This window comes from Puniceicoccus vermicola (assembly GCF_014230055.1).
In the GTDB taxonomy this organism is placed as follows: domain Bacteria; phylum Verrucomicrobiota; class Verrucomicrobiia; order Opitutales; family Puniceicoccaceae; genus Puniceicoccus; species Puniceicoccus vermicola.
Map to the genome: position 1 here is coordinate 24,883 of NZ_JACHVA010000127.1, position 14,877 is coordinate 39,759.

A 14,877-nucleotide genomic window follows, 5' to 3' on the forward strand; every position below is an offset into this window, starting at 1 on the left:
TTTCGGCGGAATCCTCTGCCGGAGTCGTCTGAAAACTCTCCTCCAGCGCAGAGCGATAGAGGTATAACTTAAAGAGCCCGACTGCGATTGCCGCGATAATCAGAACGGCGCAAAACAGGTTACGGCTCCGTTTTTCTGGATCCATCCCCCGTCTCCGCGGATCGGATTAACTGCCTTGTTCAGCGAGGCGCTTTTCCTTCACGAGGCTGGCGCGCTTACCGATACGCTCACGCATGTAGTACATACGGGCACGCATGACCACACTATCGCGATCGACTTCGATCTTTTCGATGTTGGGCGAGTGCACGGGGAAAACGCGTTCCACGCCAACACCCGAAGCAATGCGGCGAACCGTGAAAGTTTCGGTGATCCCCGTTCCCTTGCGGGCAATTACGATACCAGCAAAAACCTGAATACGGGTCTTTTCACCTTCACGGACACGGGTGTGCACCTTAACCCCGTCACCAACTTTAAAATTGGCGCGGTCGTCCTGCAGCTGCTCTTTGGAAATTTCGGAAATCAACGCGTTCATATCTCTGGTCTTTGAATGAAAAGTAAACGGTGGAGAAAACAAGGTCGTTAGTCCCTCGTCAAGAGAAAGAAGAGTAATTTTTCTTCCAAAAATAAGAAAAAGAGGTTGCTTCCACATAAACCATCCTCAACCTACCTACTTTTCCCGGACGGGTAGCTCAGTTGGTTAGAGCAACTGGTTTACACCCAGTAGGTCGTGGGTTCGAGTCCCTCTCCGTCCACCATTCGCAGTTCGATGGTGAAATTTACGGGAACAACAACACGGCAATCCGCCATACTGGGCCGATTCCGGAACTAGGCCTTGGCTCTCCGATGCAGCCGCTCGAATTCAATCGTACCGCTCCCATTCCGCTAGAGAAATCTCGCTTCGAGGCGACTACCGGCAAAAGGCACGAGAACGTGCATAACAGAAGTGTCTCTCCGCGACCATTTTATCAGAGTGTGGGATTCCCATTTCCCTCATCCCGGATTAGGATCCCCTCTTCCAGTCGACCCAGCTCACGAAGATCTCCTCCCTGATAAATGTTAAAGTTCATCCTGCTCGGAGCCCTTGCGGCCTCCTCCCTCTGCGGAGATCCCCTAAAAATCGGCATCTATGGAGGCGTTTTCGAACCCGGACAATACGAAATCCCCAGCGATGAGGGTCTGCTCCGCGGAATCTACCTCGCCGGCGGCATTCGCGGCGACGGCTGTCCCGAGCACATCTACCTTCGAAGAAACACCGAAGAGGGCGTCAAAATGATCTCGGTCGATGCCTGGAAGATTGTCTTTGAAGACAAACCTGACGTCCCCCTTCAGGATAAGGATCTCATTCTGGCTCAGTTTCACATGATTTCCCACTTAAGTTTCGAAGAGATCAAACAGTTTAACCAGCAGCTTCCGATTTATCTGGAGAAACAGAAAAAGGAGGAATGAAACCTATGGTCATGCGAATTGAACGCGCGGGGCCAACCAACGAGCGGAGAGGCAGCGCGGCAGCTAAAGCTGCCGGTCCTTGGAGGATTCGCCCCGACCATGGACCATTATGTGCCCTGACACCGCATTCGAAAAAGTCCTGCCACAGCAAAATACCAAAGTAGTGAGAGCTTCCAGCTCTCTCACCCGTAGGAGCGGCCCCCGTAACGCCGAAATCGGCAGCTGAAGCAGCCGTTCCTTGGAAGGATTCTCCCCGACCACGGACCGTCAAGTGCCCTGGCACCCCATCCGAAAAAGTACTGCCACAGCAAAATCCAAAGTAGTGAGAGCTTCCAGCTCTCTCACACGTAGGAGCGGCCCCCGTAACGCCGAAATCGGCAGCTGAAGCAGCCGTTCCTTGGAAGGATTCTCCCCGACCACGGACCGTCAAGTGCCCTGGCACCCCATCCGAAAAGTACTGCCACAGCAAAATCCAAAGTAGTGAGAGCTTCCAGCTCTCTCACACGTAGGAGCGGCCCCCGTAACGCCGAAATCGGCAGCTGAAGCAGCCGTTCCTTGGAAGGATTCTCCCCGACCACGGACCGTCAAGTGCCCTGGCACCCCATCCGAAAAAGTACTGCCACAGCAAAATCCAAAGTAGTGAGAGCTTCCAGCTCTCTCACACGTAGGAGCGGCCCGCCTGGCACAAGGATTCGGCAGTCGGTCCAGTTTCCAACATATCGCGATTCGAGAGCTGGACTTGTCCAGCGAAGATCCAAATCGAGAGCTGGAAGCTCTCGCTACTTTGGTCTCCCGTTCTCGCATGACTTTTGTCGTGCAAATCGTGCAAATGGAAAAGCATTAGCAAGAACCCTCGAACTGAACGGATCTCGTCAAACGAAAGGCTTGTGGTGCCCAGGGAGGGACTTGAACCCTCACGCCTTGCGGCACTGGATCCTAAATCCAGCGTGTCTGCCAATTCCACCACCTAGGCAAGCTTGTCAGCCTTCGTCATTCAACGAAGCTCGGGAAGATAAGGAGAGCCCCAACCGATTAGCAAGGGGAATTGATAAGAAATTTTCGATCGTCGCCAAACTGGCCAAGTTCTCTGTCGGTAGAACAGCGGTCCTGCCCGTACCCGGCCCAAACGGAAATCACCCGCAAGCGCCGAAATAGACCGTTGCTCGCATCCTCTTCCCCGCTGCAACCAAATCTTTTCGTAATCGACTCCATTACCTCCGGTTATACCTTCTCGCCATTTCTTCCTTCGAGACCTCTCAGGCCCGATCTATGCAGCATTTCGGAGCATCATGAAAACAATGGAATGCCAATATGGGGAGTTGCGGGGGATCACCAATTTCATGACCTACAAGAGCGGATCTTTGAAGTCGTGCATTGTCGATACCCGGAACGAAGTCACCACCTCCGCCGGGACTCTGGTTCCGCAATACCGCCCGCCCGTTCTGGGTGAGCGTCAAAAGAAGTATCGGAGCTCGTTGAGCTTCTTCGAAAATGGTCAAATCAAGAGCGCGGCCCTCGACGATTCGACGCCGTTGCAAACGCCCCTCGGCGTCTTTCACGCGGAGCTGGTTACATTCTATGAGGATGGGGCCGTGAATCGGGTATTTCCTCTCAATGGAAAGATCGACGGCTACTGGTCAGAACAAAATGAAGGCGAGCTCGCCGAGGTTTTCGATTTCGATCTTCCGGTCGGCCAGTTCTCGGCAAAGATCATCGCTCTTCACTTCTACCCTTCCGGAGCCCTCAAAAGTCTTACCCTTTGGCCGGGCGAAAAGATTGTCCTCCAATCGCCTGTCGGGGAGATATCCGCCCGCACGGGCTTTGCCCTCTATGAAAACGGGTCCCTCCGTTCGCTGGAGCCGGCCGAACCAGCCAACCTTTTAACTCCGATTGGAGTCATTGCCGCCTACGACCCGGAAATGATCGGGATGAACGCCGACCAAAATTCCGTCCAGTTCGATCCGGAAGGGAACCTCATTTCCGTAAAAACAGTGCATACGGGGATCAAGGTCATTGAGGAGGATGGATCCCTGCGGCAGATCGAGCCAGTCGAAGCCCCCAGCCTCATCGATATTTTTGAGATGCGCACCGTCTCGATGCAGGTCGATTTCACCGGCGAACTGGTTCAAATCGAAGCCGACCGCATCTACGCCTACAATCTCGAAGAAACCGACATTGCCACCTTCATCCGCTCACAAGTCCTCCGGGACGCCTGCTCAGCCTGCGCGGGTTGCGGAAGCGGTGGGAGTTGTGGATCCGGGGACGACGGCGTTTGCGAGAAAGGCGACGATTGCTTTAAGAATCAGTAGCCAGTATCCGGTAGCGAGCCATGGCCCATGGCTCATCCCCCGGTTCTTCAAGGATCGGTTTCTTGAATCCAAGCTTGGGTGCGGGTTGGGCCAACCCGCGCTACCCTATTGCGAATGCCCTCGCCTCTTAGGCGATTCTCTCGGCCCCTGCGAAAACTTCTTCCACGTGAAGGTAATAAGCGGCCCGCAGCGGCACATTCGGCCAGAGGGACTGTGCCCAAGCTGCGACCGATTCGAACCGTTCGCCTTCCGTCACCTCTTCCGCTCGGCATTTGATCTGAAAGGCTCGCTTGGTGTCTGGATTCATGACGAGGGCGCTCATGACCGGATTTTCGGCCAGATTGGCCTTGGTTTTCGAGAAGGCGCAATCTCCAACGACCAAGGTGTCGCTGTCGATGGCTTTGATCAGGGAGACGTAGACCAGATTCGGTCTCCCTTGAACATCGGCAGTGGCCACTCCCATCGGAATGGTCTTTTCAACGGCGGTCAGAACTTCTTCGGATAGTTTACTCATCAGTCTTCATTCCAGGATGGCAGCAGAATCGTAGAATCACTCCATTTGCCGCGAGATCCCAGCCATCATCGCAATATGCAGCAGAGTATTAGAATGGGGACTGTTTACCTGAAGAAGCTTGAATAGTCCAAAGAGGCTTTCTGGCCGGAGACTGACCGAAATCTGGAAGATTGGCGGATCAGAATCGGTGGAATTCCGGCGGAGTACTGAAGTGTTTTAGAGAAGGGTATTTCTGGGAAACTGGGGACTGAGGGGCAGCGTCGGCAGCTTAAGCAGCCGGTCCCAGTTTACCCGTCAACCGCTCTCCTTCCATCCGTGCAGCTTCAGCAAACCGCCTTTCCCGATCCGGCGAGGACTGAGGGGCAGCGTCAGGCGCATGGATCGCCCTGATCTGGTGAGACATCTGAGATTTGAAATAGAGGTCACGACATAGCTGCGTTCACAAAAAGTAGCCGCTCAGCTTTAGCTGCGCGGTCTTGGGGTTACGGAAGGTTTTTCCGGGTGCCGTTCCGAAGCAGACGCGATGGGGGCAGCTGAAGCTGCACCCCTACAAGAAGTCGCCGCTCGCCATTGGCTCGATTGCCTTTCAGCCTCCCTCTCCATGCATCCGAGGAATCCACACCAAGGTCGGTACGACTTCGACGCCCTCTGCGACGCTTGTCCAGAGTTAGCCGGCTTCCTGCGCCCGAATCCGAAAGGAGACCGCACGATCGATTTCAGCGATCCGGAGGCGGTTCTCTGTCTCAATCGCGCTCTCCTTTCTCACCAGTACCAAGTTCACCATTGGGCCATCCCTCAAGGTTATCTCTGCCCACCGATTCCGGGACGCGCGGACTACATTCATCATTTGGCAGACTTGATCGGGGTCGACCGTTCGGCGGACTCGCGCAAACGGATCTTCGACATCGGCACGGGCGCGAATTGCATCTATCCGATTCTTGGCAACCGCAGCTACGGATGGAACTTCGTGGGGACAGAGGTTGAGCTCAGGGCGTTCCGCTCGGCGCGGGCCATCGTCGAAGCCAATCCTTGCCTGCAAAAAAACATCCGAATCGTTCGACAGAAGAATGAGGGCGCCATTTTCACCGGAATTCTGAAACCGAGTGATTCCTTCGCTGCGACAATGTGCAACCCACCCTTCCACCCCTCCCCGGACGAAGCCCGCAGCCAGAACCAACGCAAAACCAGAAACCTGAAACGAACGAAAATTCCGCCAAAATCATCCAACCTCAATTTTGGCGGGCAGCCCCGGGAACTTTGGTGTGTTGGTGGCGAGGTGGGCTTCCTGAAACGAATGATCGCCGAGAGCCAGAAGTTCGCCGGGCAGGTCGGATGGTTCACTTCACTGGTCTCCAAAAGCGCAAACTTGCCCTACCTTCGGTCACAACTTGAACAAGCAAAAGCCGCAGAGGTGAAGGTCGTCCCCATGGAGCAGGGACAGAAACAAAGCCGCCTCCTCGCTTGGAAGTTTTAGCTAAGCTCGAGGAATTTGCTGGGTCACGCAGTGAATCCCCCCGCCTCCGAGATAAAAGGGCCGGGCGTCGATGGGAACCACTTCCCGATCCGGAAAGTGTTCTTCCAAGAGTCCGCAAAAATAGTCGTCTTTCTTGTCCCCAAAAATCGGAGCGATGACTCCGCCATTGCAGAGATAGAAATTCAAGTAACTGTAGGCCAGCCGATCACCACCGGCATAGCGAGCCTCCGGCTGAGGAACCGAAATCACCTCCAACCCGGCCGCCTTCAGCGTCCGAATATTTTCCCGAGATCCTTCCACGTTGGGGTCGGAGCTATCCGTGCAATCATTGATCAACACCGCTCCACTGGGTGCAAAAGCAGCGATGACATCAATATGACCGCCGGTATCGTCCCCAGCGTAGGCACGCGGAAGACTCACGATATGGGATGCCCCTAAAGTTGTGGCCAGCTGTTCCTGCAATTCGTTGGAAGGGACTCCCGGATTGCGACCGGGGTCTTCGAGAACCGGAGTCGTAGTGAGAATGGTGCCCTGCCCATTCGAATGAATACCGCCTCCCTCCAAAGCCAACTTTGAACGGATGATCAGGAGACCCATGCCCTCCGCAATGCGACTGCTGGCTTTTGCATCGGCCTCAATGGGACCGAACCTCCCACCCCATCCGGTAAAGCGCCAGCAAAGAGCGGCGAGATCATTGTTCTCGAAAATAAAGGTGGGAGCCGCATCGCGGGCCCAAGCATCGTCGAGGGGGAACTCATGAACCGTCGCCCGACGGCCGAGAATCGACTCCGCCTCCTGACGCACCGACGCATCCGCCCCTACCTTGACTGGCTCGAAGGAACAAAGCACATCGACCAGTTTCTGGAAAGCATCGCGAACGGTGGAAAAATCCGAAGCCGAACCGTAGAGGTACTGCTCCGGACGAGTCGGCCAAAAGATCCACGTCCCGGCGTGAGGTTCCCACTCCGCCGGCATCCGGCGCGTGTTATCACTCGTGCTCACGAGCCGTATCTCAAAGAATTGAAACCGAAAAAGCGGATCCGCTCATCAAGCGGGGGCACCGGAGGGCTCACGTCCTCCGCCCATGTCCTCGCTTTTTTCATCCGACTTCTTTTCCTTACCTTCATCGCTTTCGGCCTTGCTGCCCCGAAAACGAACAGGCTCGATCTGGACGACGTCCGACTGGATGGAACCGGTATCGATGATTTCATGCACATGCTTGCCTTCGACGGTCTCGTGCTCCAAGAGAGCCGCCGCCAAAGTATGCAGGTGCTCGAGGTGCTCTTCGAGAATCTCCTGACAGCGCTTATACTGCTTGATGACAATATCGTGAATGGCCTTATCTATCGCCTGAGCGGTGGCCTCACTGTAATTTTGATCGCGGGAGATTTCCTTCCCGAGGAAGATGTGATCCTGATTGTCACCGAAGGCAATCGGCCCCAATTCACTCATTCCCCAATCGCAAACCATACGGCGAGCCATCTTGGTCGCCATCTTGATGTCACCGGAGGCTCCGCTGGTGATTTCATCGAGAACCATGTCCTCGGCGATACGGCCGCCCATCGCGCAGCAGATCTGGTTCAGGGCACGCTTTTTCGCTTGGTTAAGAATATCCTTCTTCGGCGAAAACATCGTGCTCCCAAGGCTCTGGCCACGTGGGATGATGGTCACTTTGTGAATGGGCAGGTGTCCGTCGTCGATGACGGCTTGGACAATGGCGTGACCCGCTTCGTGGTAAGCAGTGATCTTCTTATCTTCGTCATCCATAAGACGACGACGTTCCCGACCGAAAGAGATCTTCTCGCGGGCCTCATCGAGGTCGCTCATTTCCACTTCCTTCTTGGAACGGCGGGCGGCAATCAGCGCCCCTTCATTCAGAAGATTAGCCAGATCGGCCCCAGCAAATCCAGGAGTTGCCCGAGCGATAACGTGCAAATCGATGTCCTTCGAAAGCTTAATCTTCCGGGCATGGACCTGAAGAATCTCTTCGCGTCCGTTCAGATCGGGAGGATCGATCATCACCTGACGGTCGAAACGGCCTGGGCGCAAGAGGGCGCGGTCGAGGACGTCCGGACGATTGGTGGCGGCGATGACAATGATGCCTTCGTGACCATCAAAACCATCCATCTCGACGAGGAGCGAATTCAGCGTCTGCTCGCGCTCGTCGTTTCCACCACCAAGACCTGCACCCCGCTGGCGACCGACCGCGTCGATTTCGTCAATGAAGATGATGCAGGGAGAATTCTTGCGGGCTTGCTCGAACATGTCGCGGACACGAGCGGCCCCGACTCCGACGAACATCTCCACAAAGTCTGAACCGGAAATCGTAAAAAACGGAACATCCGCCTCGCCAGCAACGGCCTTGGCGAGAAGGGTTTTCCCCGTCCCCGGAGGGCCCACCATGAGCACGCCTTTCGGGATCTTACCCCCGATGCGCTGGAAACGCTTGGGATCCTTAAGGAAGTCAACAATCTCGCTGACTTCTTCCTTGGCTTCATCGCAACCCGCCACGTCCCGAAAAACCACTTTCTCGCGGTCCCGGGTAAGCATCTTCGCTTTGCTCTTGCCGAAGCTCATAGCTCCCCGCCCTGCATTGCGCAATTGGCGGATGAAGAGGAAATAAAGGAGTCCGATGATGAGGAGAAACGGAACGATATTGAGAATCAGATCCGTGAGAAAGGTGCTGGCTGGCTCCTCACGAAAAGCGGCACGGATTTTCGTGTAATCGTCTTCCGTGAGCCGTCCCCGGGCCTCAAAGCGCTCGGGCTTCAAGCTCGCGTCGGCTTCCACCTGCTTCGCAGTATCCCCGTCGGGAGCAATCTCCCCACTGATGATGTACCATTCACTGCCACCCGTCGGATCGTTTTTAATCGTCCCACTGACAATTTGGTTCGCTTCGACCGCTTGGATCACCTCAGGAACGCTGAGCTTCTCCATCGAGGCGCGCTGCGAGTCACTGAGAGCGTAGAGTGCAAATATGGCCGCGATGATTCCGAGCCAGATCATCAAGACCTTCGGCTGGAAACGATCGGGTTGGGGCGGGCGCTGCGGCGTCTTCCTATCTTTATCTTCTTTCATTAGCGGTGGTTGCGACCTTTTTAGCCGCAAGCTAGTAAATTTCGTTAGCTCGGTTCGTAAGTCAAACTCAGAAGGTTCTCTTCTGGAGAAGTCAGCCGATAGTTATGCGCCGGTGGCAAGCCTGGAACCCATAGAATCTGGTCTTGGTGCGCAATTACCGGCAATTGCCTCCTCCGTTCGGAGGAGATTTTTCGGTCGGTGAACCAGTCCTGCAACTTACGACTTCCCGGAGATCCCAAGGGACGAAAACGATCACCCGCCCGCCACAGCCGCACTATCAACGGAGCGTCAGGATCCATCGGACCTTGAAGATAAACGTGCCGGCAGGGATCTACCGCCCCGCTGCGGATGCGCTCATAAAGCTTCCGGTCAGAGGCCAATGTTTTCCGCTGCAACCGACTCCCATCCGGCAGACATAGAGTCTTCCCCGCCAACCATTCCAACGGATCCCATTCAACGAGCTCCGATTCCGACTCCCAAAGAAGGCCCTCTGAATCGAGGGTAATCCACTTCCCTACTCCGACGCTCCAGCGCCCATTCTCCCCGTGTAAACAGGCTCGCACGACGGCATCGACCGCCTCTGGGACCAACTCTCCTCCATGCGCGTAGAGCCAGCGTTGAATGGCAAAGCGAACCGGGGCCGCACATTGTCCTTTCAAGGCCTTCGCCTCGATACGATCCGATCCCCAGCCATCTGGAACCAACTGACGAGCGGATTCCTCAAGAAACTGGGCCACCTCGGCAAATTGCCGCCGCGACCGCTCGATCCCTCCCAGCAGATCCCGATCAGATGCTTCCTTCCAAGCCGGTATTACCTGGGAGCGAATCCGGTTGCGCAGGTAGGCATCCGATCGATTGGAAGGATCCTCAGCAGCGGCCAATCCCTCCTCCTGTAGAAAAGATCGGATGGCATCGCCAGAAAAATGGAGCAGCGGACGGACCCGAGAATGTTTCCAGTCGCCACCGTGGAGACTGATGGGCCGTGGCGCCGCCAATCCCTCCGGTCCCGAGCCCCTCGCAAGTCGGGCCAGCATCGTCTCGGCCACATCGTCCGCCTGATGACCCAGAAGGAGAGCCGAGATTTCCGCAGTCTTCATCTCCCGTTGAAAAAAGAGAAAACGTGCTCGCCGAAGACTCTCCTCCGACGACCCGAGCCTATCATCCCTATGCCCGAGGCAAAAACGATAGCCCAACCTTCCCGCAAACTCCCGGGCGATTTCCGCTTCCCGCGCATTCTCTTCGGGCCGTGTCTGGTGGTTGAAATGCAAAGCCAATGAGCGGCTCGCCAGATTTGGAAAGTGTGCTCTGAGCCAGATCAGGAGAAAGAGGGAATCCGGCCCTCCGGAAAAAGCGAACGCTACTCGCCCCGATTCCGACTCATTTTCAAGCAACGTACAAACATCTTCCGGACACGAAGTAACCGGAAACTCGTCGCGCACTCTTTGCAAAGTCGATTCCAAGACGTGAATCTAGGAGGAAAAATCGACTTCCGACAACACCCGATCAAAATGCTCCATACCGGCAATCTGTAGGGAACTCATTGCTTTTATCGAAAAGACGGCATCATGTTTCTCAGCCACGGAACAGCAAAATGCCTCCATGCACCCTGTTCCCCAGCTCGGCTCACGGAAACATTTTCTGGATGGACCCGAGACAAAAACCTAGTAACTCCTAAATACCTTACCATACTGATCCTCAACGCGAGCCCTGCGGTCCGCCCATAAAAAACTGCTGTACTCTTATATGACCCAACCCAGCCCATCTCCGCGAAACAAGCAGGCGCATGTCATCTCCGACCTTACCCTCACGGCCCATCGCCTCGGTCCGGGGACAAAACTCCCCACCGCCCAGGACCTCGCTAAAAAATACGAGATCACCCTGACGACTCTTGACCGCGCTTTGGCGAAACTGGAGACCCAAGGAGTGATTCACCGGCGCCAAGGCAGTGGCATTTACGTTTCGCAGTATTTGAACCAGAAACGAGTGGGATTGGTCTTTGGTCAGAATCTATTTCAGTTCGGAAGCTCCGCCTTTTGCCTCCTCCTACTCCAGCATTGCGAAAAACGTGCCCGCGACCAAAACGAACGATTCACGTTTTTCCTGCTTCAGCCCGGCGAAGACCAAACCTCAGCTGAGACGATCGTGAATCAGGATCTAAGCGAGTCCCTCAAGCAGGGTAAACTCGACGGACTCCTCCTCTGCGATTTGAAAGATCCGGCCCACCGAAAATGGATCAGGGAACAAGAGATCCAAACCGTGGCCCTTTTCAATTTCCAAGGCTCTCCAGCGGTGATTATGGACATGAAGACGATGATCGACCTCGCCGCAGGGGCCCTTGCGAAGAAGGGTTGCAAGACCATCGGCCTCCTCGGAATCCTTCGTAGCCATACCCCCGTTGTCCGTCAAGCTGCCACCAAATATTCCCTCAAACTGGTCGACTCGTGGATCGGCTGCCCCGACGACGAGAACGATCCCCCATTTGATCGACACGAAGACATGGGAATCGAACTCATGAGCCACCTCCTGGAAGAAAACGAAGGTCTTCCAGACGGTCTAATTGTCACCGATGACGTTCTCGCCCGAGGTGCCTGTCTCGCGCTGAAAAAGGCCGGGCTGGTGATCGGAAAAGATCTCCAGATCGCCACCCATGCCAACCGTGGATCCCTCGCTCTCGAATATTGGCAGGACAGCCTCATTCGTGTTGAGTTTGATCCAGCCGAGGTCGTCGACAAGATGTTTGCCATGCTGGAGGTCCTGATGAGCGGAAAAACCCTGAAGAAGAAACGCACTACGGTTATTCCGACTCTCCATGAACCAGCGACCCCCTAAATCGAAAATGCGCCCAAACGGATTCTCAACGCCCGGCAAAAACCTCCGACTCGAAGATTCCGCTCCGTATTGAAACCGTACCAATTGAACGCCCCGCGGTTCTCCACCTAAATCATTTCTTTTTCCAACTATGATCAAACTCGGAATACTCGGAACCGGAGGCATGGCCCTCGCCCACGCCAACGCTTTCAACTCCATCGACGGTTGCAAAATTGTCGCGGCCTGCGACATCGACTCCAAGCGGGTGAACGATTTCGCTGCGAAACATGGTATTCCCGAAGTCTACACCGATGCCGATGAGATGCTAGCGCAGTCGGACCTTGATGCCGTAACGATCGTCACTCCCGACCCCTTTCATCATCCCTTGGCCCTCAAAGTCATCGCGGCGGGCAAACACATCCTCTGCGAAAAGCCCCTGGCTCTCAATCATGCCGACGCCCTGGAGATGCGCGATGCCGCCCAAAAAGCGGGAGTCATCAATATGGTAAACTTCAGCTACCGCAACAGCTCTGCCATTCAAAAAGCCACTGAACTCGTCGCCCAAGGCGCCCTCGGGACGATCCGGCACGTACACGCCTACTACCATCAGAGCTGGCTGGTCCATGACTACTGGGGCCATTGGCCGACCTCCCCAACGTGGCTCTGGCGGCTCTCGAAATCTCATGGCAGCGCCGGGGTCATCAATGACATCGGAATTCATATCCTGGATTTTGCCTCCATGCCTCTGGGCTCGCTCGCATCCGTTCATTGTCGGCTCAAATGCTTCGACAAGGCTGAGGGGAATCAGATCGGCGAATACAAACTCGACGCCAACGACTCCGCGGTCATTACAACTGAGTTCACCAACGGAGCCCTTGGAACGATTCACACGACTCGCTGGGCCTACCCTCACAAGAACTCGCTCCGCCTCGACCTCTACGGCGACAAGGCATCGATCGAGATCGACCTCAATGCCTCCAGCACCGAGCTCAAAATCAACCGCATCCTTGGACGCACGGCAATGGAGTGGGAAACGTTGGACTGCGGAAAAACCCCAACCAATTTCGAACGCTTCATCAAATCGATCCAAACCGGGGTCCAAGACCAACCCGACTTCGCCCGCGGGGCCGAGATCCAATCCGTTCTCGATGCCTGCCATCTTTCTGCCGAAAACGATAAAACGATCCAAATCCATTCCTGACCATGCTTTCTTCACACGACATCCGCATTGGCACCCTCGCCGGCAAGGGAAACCAGACTCCCGACTATATTGCCAAAATCCTCCCTCACGGATTCGAGTCCTTCCAGATCAATTTCTGGCAAACACTGGGCGACGTCGATTTGCACCGCCTATCAACTGAAGTCTCTCAAGTCCTCGACGGCCACGATGCCATCATCTCCTCCCTCGGCATTTTTGGAAATCCTTTGGAGAGCGACGACGAGGCGGAAGCCACTCGCAAGGGATGGGAAGCCTGCATTGATCATGCCTACGAGTTCGGCACGGACCTCGTCTGCGGATTTGCCGGGCGCGTCCGCGATGTCCCGGTTCCGGATTCTCTATCACGCTACAAAGAAGTCTTTGGCCCCTTAGCCCAACGCGCTGCCGACAAGGGCGTCCGGATTGCCTTTGAGAACTGCCCGATGGGAGGCAGTTGGCAAAGCGGCGATTGGAACATCGCCTTCAACCCCAAGGCATGGGACATGATGTTCAACGAACTCGAGGCAAAGAACATCGGCCTCGAGTGGGAACCCTGCCACCAGATGACCCAGCTCATCGACCCTCTACCCCAACTTAAAAAATACCTTCCAAAAATCTTCCACATCCACGGGAAAGACGCAACCATCCATGGAGACGTCCTCCGCGAGACCGGAATTTTCGGCCCTCAACCCGTTATTGAACACCGTCACCCCGGTTTCGGCGACAGCAACTGGACTGACATTATCAGCGAGTTGCGACGCGGTGGATACACGAGCACCATCGACATCGAAGGCTGGCACGATCCCGTCTACAAGGATGAGCTGGAAATGACCGGTCAAGTCCGGGCATTGCAATACCTCAAGGAATGCCGGGGCACCTACGTCTCGAACCCCGAAGGATTCTGATCGGCGGACTGTTGAAGGGATCGCACGACTAAAGTCATGCTAGAACGGGGGAGAATCGTTCCCGACTGACTTTAGTCATTCGGACGACGCGGCCTACAGACTCGAGCCCAACGAGGACGTTACCTCGCCGCGGAGTAGCTTCTGAACCTTTCGCCAGATTTCTACCGCAGCAGTCGCACGACTGAAGTCATGCGAGAACGCGAGAATCGTTCCCGATTGACTTTAGTCATTCGGACGACGCGGGCTGCATGCTTTCGCGATCCAGTGATCGCCTTTGAAGCTATGCCTCCATCCCGGCGGCAACTCTGGTTGTCAACCCACTTAATGAAAGTTACTTTCATTTTTATATTGCAAGAAACTTTCATTAAGTCAAAACCGTGAATCATGAAGATTCACGCAAGTACACTCATCACGAGCGCCTCCATTCTCCTCATCTCGGCCGGAGCGGCCTCGGCACAATTGGTTTATACCGCCGGTCACGCCGACATCGGGATCGCATACGAAGACGGAGAACTCGAACCACACTGGCACGTCGGGAGCGGCGCAATGGTGGACGGATCACCTCTCGCCACCGAAGAAGAATATGCGCCCTCCGAATTGATTGCGCAGGTCTCTTCTGTCCGGACCTCTCCCTCGGGTCTATCCAGCGGGATTGGCGTCGCCGACGGAACTGAAATCTACACGGCTGGCACCGCGGGCTACCAACCCAACCTAGGATTCGGAGCCGAAGAGCTCAGCCCCAGTGATTGGATTGGGTCCATCACGCTAACCCTGACCGGATGGAGCACCCCTTCCGGTGAAAACATTTCGCTCTACACGATGAACCTGGCCAACACCTCGGTGGCGGATATTGCCTTCTCGAGCTTCAACAGCGGATCTACCTTCGACAACAATAGCGTAACCTTCCTTCCCGGAGATCATTTCCACCTCAACTGGGGATTCACGGACCTCGGAAACTTTGACGTTACCTTCAAATGGACAGGGGAGCATGTGACCGATGGCATTGTTTCCGCTGAGCAAACCTTCAGCCTCCAAGTCGTTCCCGAGCCGGCGCAGACGACTGCGATAGCGATGGTCGTAGCTGCCGTCGGGGCGGTTGCCTGCCGTCGGCGACGCTCTCCACAGAAAGCCTCCGTTTGAGATAT

12 protein-coding genes and 2 tRNA genes are annotated in these 14,877 nt (G+C 55.4%); 8 read left to right on the forward strand and 6 right to left on the reverse strand.

Annotated features, from left to right (window positions below):
- Positions 1–166: 166 nt before the first annotated feature.
- Positions 167–532, reverse strand: coding sequence for a 50S ribosomal protein L19 (rplS, locus tag H5P30_RS16935; RefSeq protein WP_185694280.1), 366 nt, complete (start codon positions 530–532; stop codon positions 167–169).
- A gap of 146 nt (positions 533–678) precedes the next feature.
- Between rplS and H5P30_RS16940 the strand changes: the two genes are divergently transcribed.
- A tRNA-Val gene (locus H5P30_RS16940) sits at positions 679–755 on the forward strand.
- A 298-nt stretch (positions 756–1,053) separates the two neighbouring features.
- Entirely contained in the window at positions 1,054–1,446 is a 393-nt protein-coding gene (locus tag H5P30_RS16945; RefSeq protein WP_185694101.1) for a polysaccharide biosynthesis/export family protein, read from the forward strand.
- 888 nt (positions 1,447–2,334) lie between these two features.
- Here H5P30_RS16945 and H5P30_RS16950 read toward each other — a convergent pair.
- Positions 2,335–2,419, reverse strand: a tRNA-Leu gene (locus H5P30_RS16950).
- A gap of 316 nt (positions 2,420–2,735) precedes the next feature.
- Here H5P30_RS16950 and H5P30_RS16955 point away from each other — a divergent pair.
- The gene (locus H5P30_RS16955) at positions 2,736–3,755 is read left to right on the forward strand and encodes a hypothetical protein (RefSeq protein ID WP_185694102.1); all 1,020 of its coding nucleotides are present in this window, start codon (positions 2,736–2,738) and stop codon (positions 3,753–3,755) included.
- Positions 3,756–3,882: 127 nt separating this feature from the next.
- On the opposite strand, the gene H5P30_RS16960 is transcribed toward H5P30_RS16955, so the two are convergent.
- The gene (locus tag H5P30_RS16960) at positions 3,883–4,269 is read right to left on the reverse strand and encodes a pyridoxamine 5'-phosphate oxidase family protein (RefSeq protein ID WP_185694103.1); all 387 of its coding nucleotides are present in this window, start codon (positions 4,267–4,269) and stop codon (positions 3,883–3,885) included.
- Positions 4,270–4,870: 601 nt separating this feature from the next.
- Here H5P30_RS16960 and rlmF point away from each other — a divergent pair.
- Positions 4,871–5,743 carry a 23S rRNA (adenine(1618)-N(6))-methyltransferase RlmF gene (gene rlmF / locus H5P30_RS16965; protein WP_185694104.1) on the forward strand — a complete coding sequence of 291 codons (873 nt, stop codon included), beginning with the start codon at positions 4,871–4,873 and terminating at the stop codon, positions 5,741–5,743.
- On the opposite strand, the gene H5P30_RS16970 is transcribed toward rlmF, so the two are convergent.
- Genes H5P30_RS16970 through tilS form a run of 3 tightly spaced genes read right to left on the reverse strand, consistent with a single transcriptional unit; the run spans position 5,744 to position 10,260 of the window.
- Entirely contained in the window at positions 5,744–6,745 is a 1,002-nt protein-coding gene (locus H5P30_RS16970) for an agmatine deiminase family protein (RefSeq protein ID WP_185694105.1), read from the reverse strand.
- Positions 6,746–6,790: 45 nt separating this feature from the next.
- On the reverse strand, positions 6,791–8,821 hold the full coding sequence (gene ftsH, locus H5P30_RS16975; RefSeq protein ID WP_185694106.1) for an ATP-dependent zinc metalloprotease FtsH: 2,031 nt from the start codon (positions 8,819–8,821) through the stop codon (positions 6,791–6,793).
- Between the two features lie 44 nt (positions 8,822–8,865).
- Complete coding sequence (gene tilS / locus H5P30_RS16980; RefSeq protein ID WP_343075452.1) at positions 8,866–10,260, reverse strand: tRNA lysidine(34) synthetase TilS; 1,395 nt, start codon at positions 10,258–10,260, stop codon at positions 8,866–8,868.
- 304 nt (positions 10,261–10,564) lie between these two features.
- Here tilS and H5P30_RS16985 point away from each other — a divergent pair, with 304 nt between their 5' ends.
- The 4 genes from H5P30_RS16985 to H5P30_RS17000 all read left to right on the forward strand — a co-directional run bounded on the left by H5P30_RS16985 (position 10,565) and on the right by H5P30_RS17000 (position 14,872).
- Positions 10,565–11,650, forward strand: coding sequence for a GntR family transcriptional regulator (locus tag H5P30_RS16985; RefSeq protein WP_185694108.1), 1,086 nt, complete (start codon positions 10,565–10,567; stop codon positions 11,648–11,650).
- A gap of 130 nt (positions 11,651–11,780) precedes the next feature.
- Positions 11,781–12,830, forward strand: coding sequence for a Gfo/Idh/MocA family protein (locus tag H5P30_RS16990; RefSeq protein ID WP_185694109.1), 1,050 nt, complete (start codon positions 11,781–11,783; stop codon positions 12,828–12,830).
- A gap of 2 nt (positions 12,831–12,832) precedes the next feature.
- On the forward strand, positions 12,833–13,732 hold the full coding sequence (locus tag H5P30_RS16995) for a sugar phosphate isomerase/epimerase family protein (RefSeq protein ID WP_185694110.1): 900 nt from the start codon (positions 12,833–12,835) through the stop codon (positions 13,730–13,732).
- Between the two features lie 384 nt (positions 13,733–14,116).
- A complete protein-coding gene (locus H5P30_RS17000) occupies positions 14,117–14,872 on the forward strand; it encodes a choice-of-anchor M domain-containing protein (protein WP_185694111.1) in 756 nt (251 codons plus the stop codon).
- The last annotated feature ends 5 nt before the right edge of the window (positions 14,873–14,877 follow it).

Coding starts and splice junctions, on each gene's coding strand:
- H5P30_RS16995 (WP_185694110.1), top strand. CDS start 12,833: ATGCTTTCTTCACACGACATCCGCATTGGCACCCTCGCCGGCAAGGGA.
- rplS (WP_185694280.1), bottom strand. CDS start 532: ATGAACGCGTTGATTTCCGAAATTTCCAAAGAGCAGCTGCAGGACGAC.
- rlmF (WP_185694104.1), top strand. CDS start 4,871: ATGCATCCGAGGAATCCACACCAAGGTCGGTACGACTTCGACGCCCTC.
- H5P30_RS16960 (WP_185694103.1), bottom strand. CDS start 4,269: ATGAGTAAACTATCCGAAGAAGTTCTGACCGCCGTTGAAAAGACCATT.
- H5P30_RS16955 (WP_185694102.1), top strand. CDS start 2,736: ATGAAAACAATGGAATGCCAATATGGGGAGTTGCGGGGGATCACCAAT.
- H5P30_RS16990 (WP_185694109.1), top strand. CDS start 11,781: ATGATCAAACTCGGAATACTCGGAACCGGAGGCATGGCCCTCGCCCAC.
- ftsH (WP_185694106.1), bottom strand. CDS start 8,821: ATGAAAGAAGATAAAGATAGGAAGACGCCGCAGCGCCCGCCCCAACCC.
- H5P30_RS16945 (WP_185694101.1), top strand. CDS start 1,054: ATGTTAAAGTTCATCCTGCTCGGAGCCCTTGCGGCCTCCTCCCTCTGC.
- H5P30_RS17000 (WP_185694111.1), top strand. CDS start 14,117: ATGAAGATTCACGCAAGTACACTCATCACGAGCGCCTCCATTCTCCTC.
- H5P30_RS16985 (WP_185694108.1), top strand. CDS start 10,565: ATGACCCAACCCAGCCCATCTCCGCGAAACAAGCAGGCGCATGTCATC.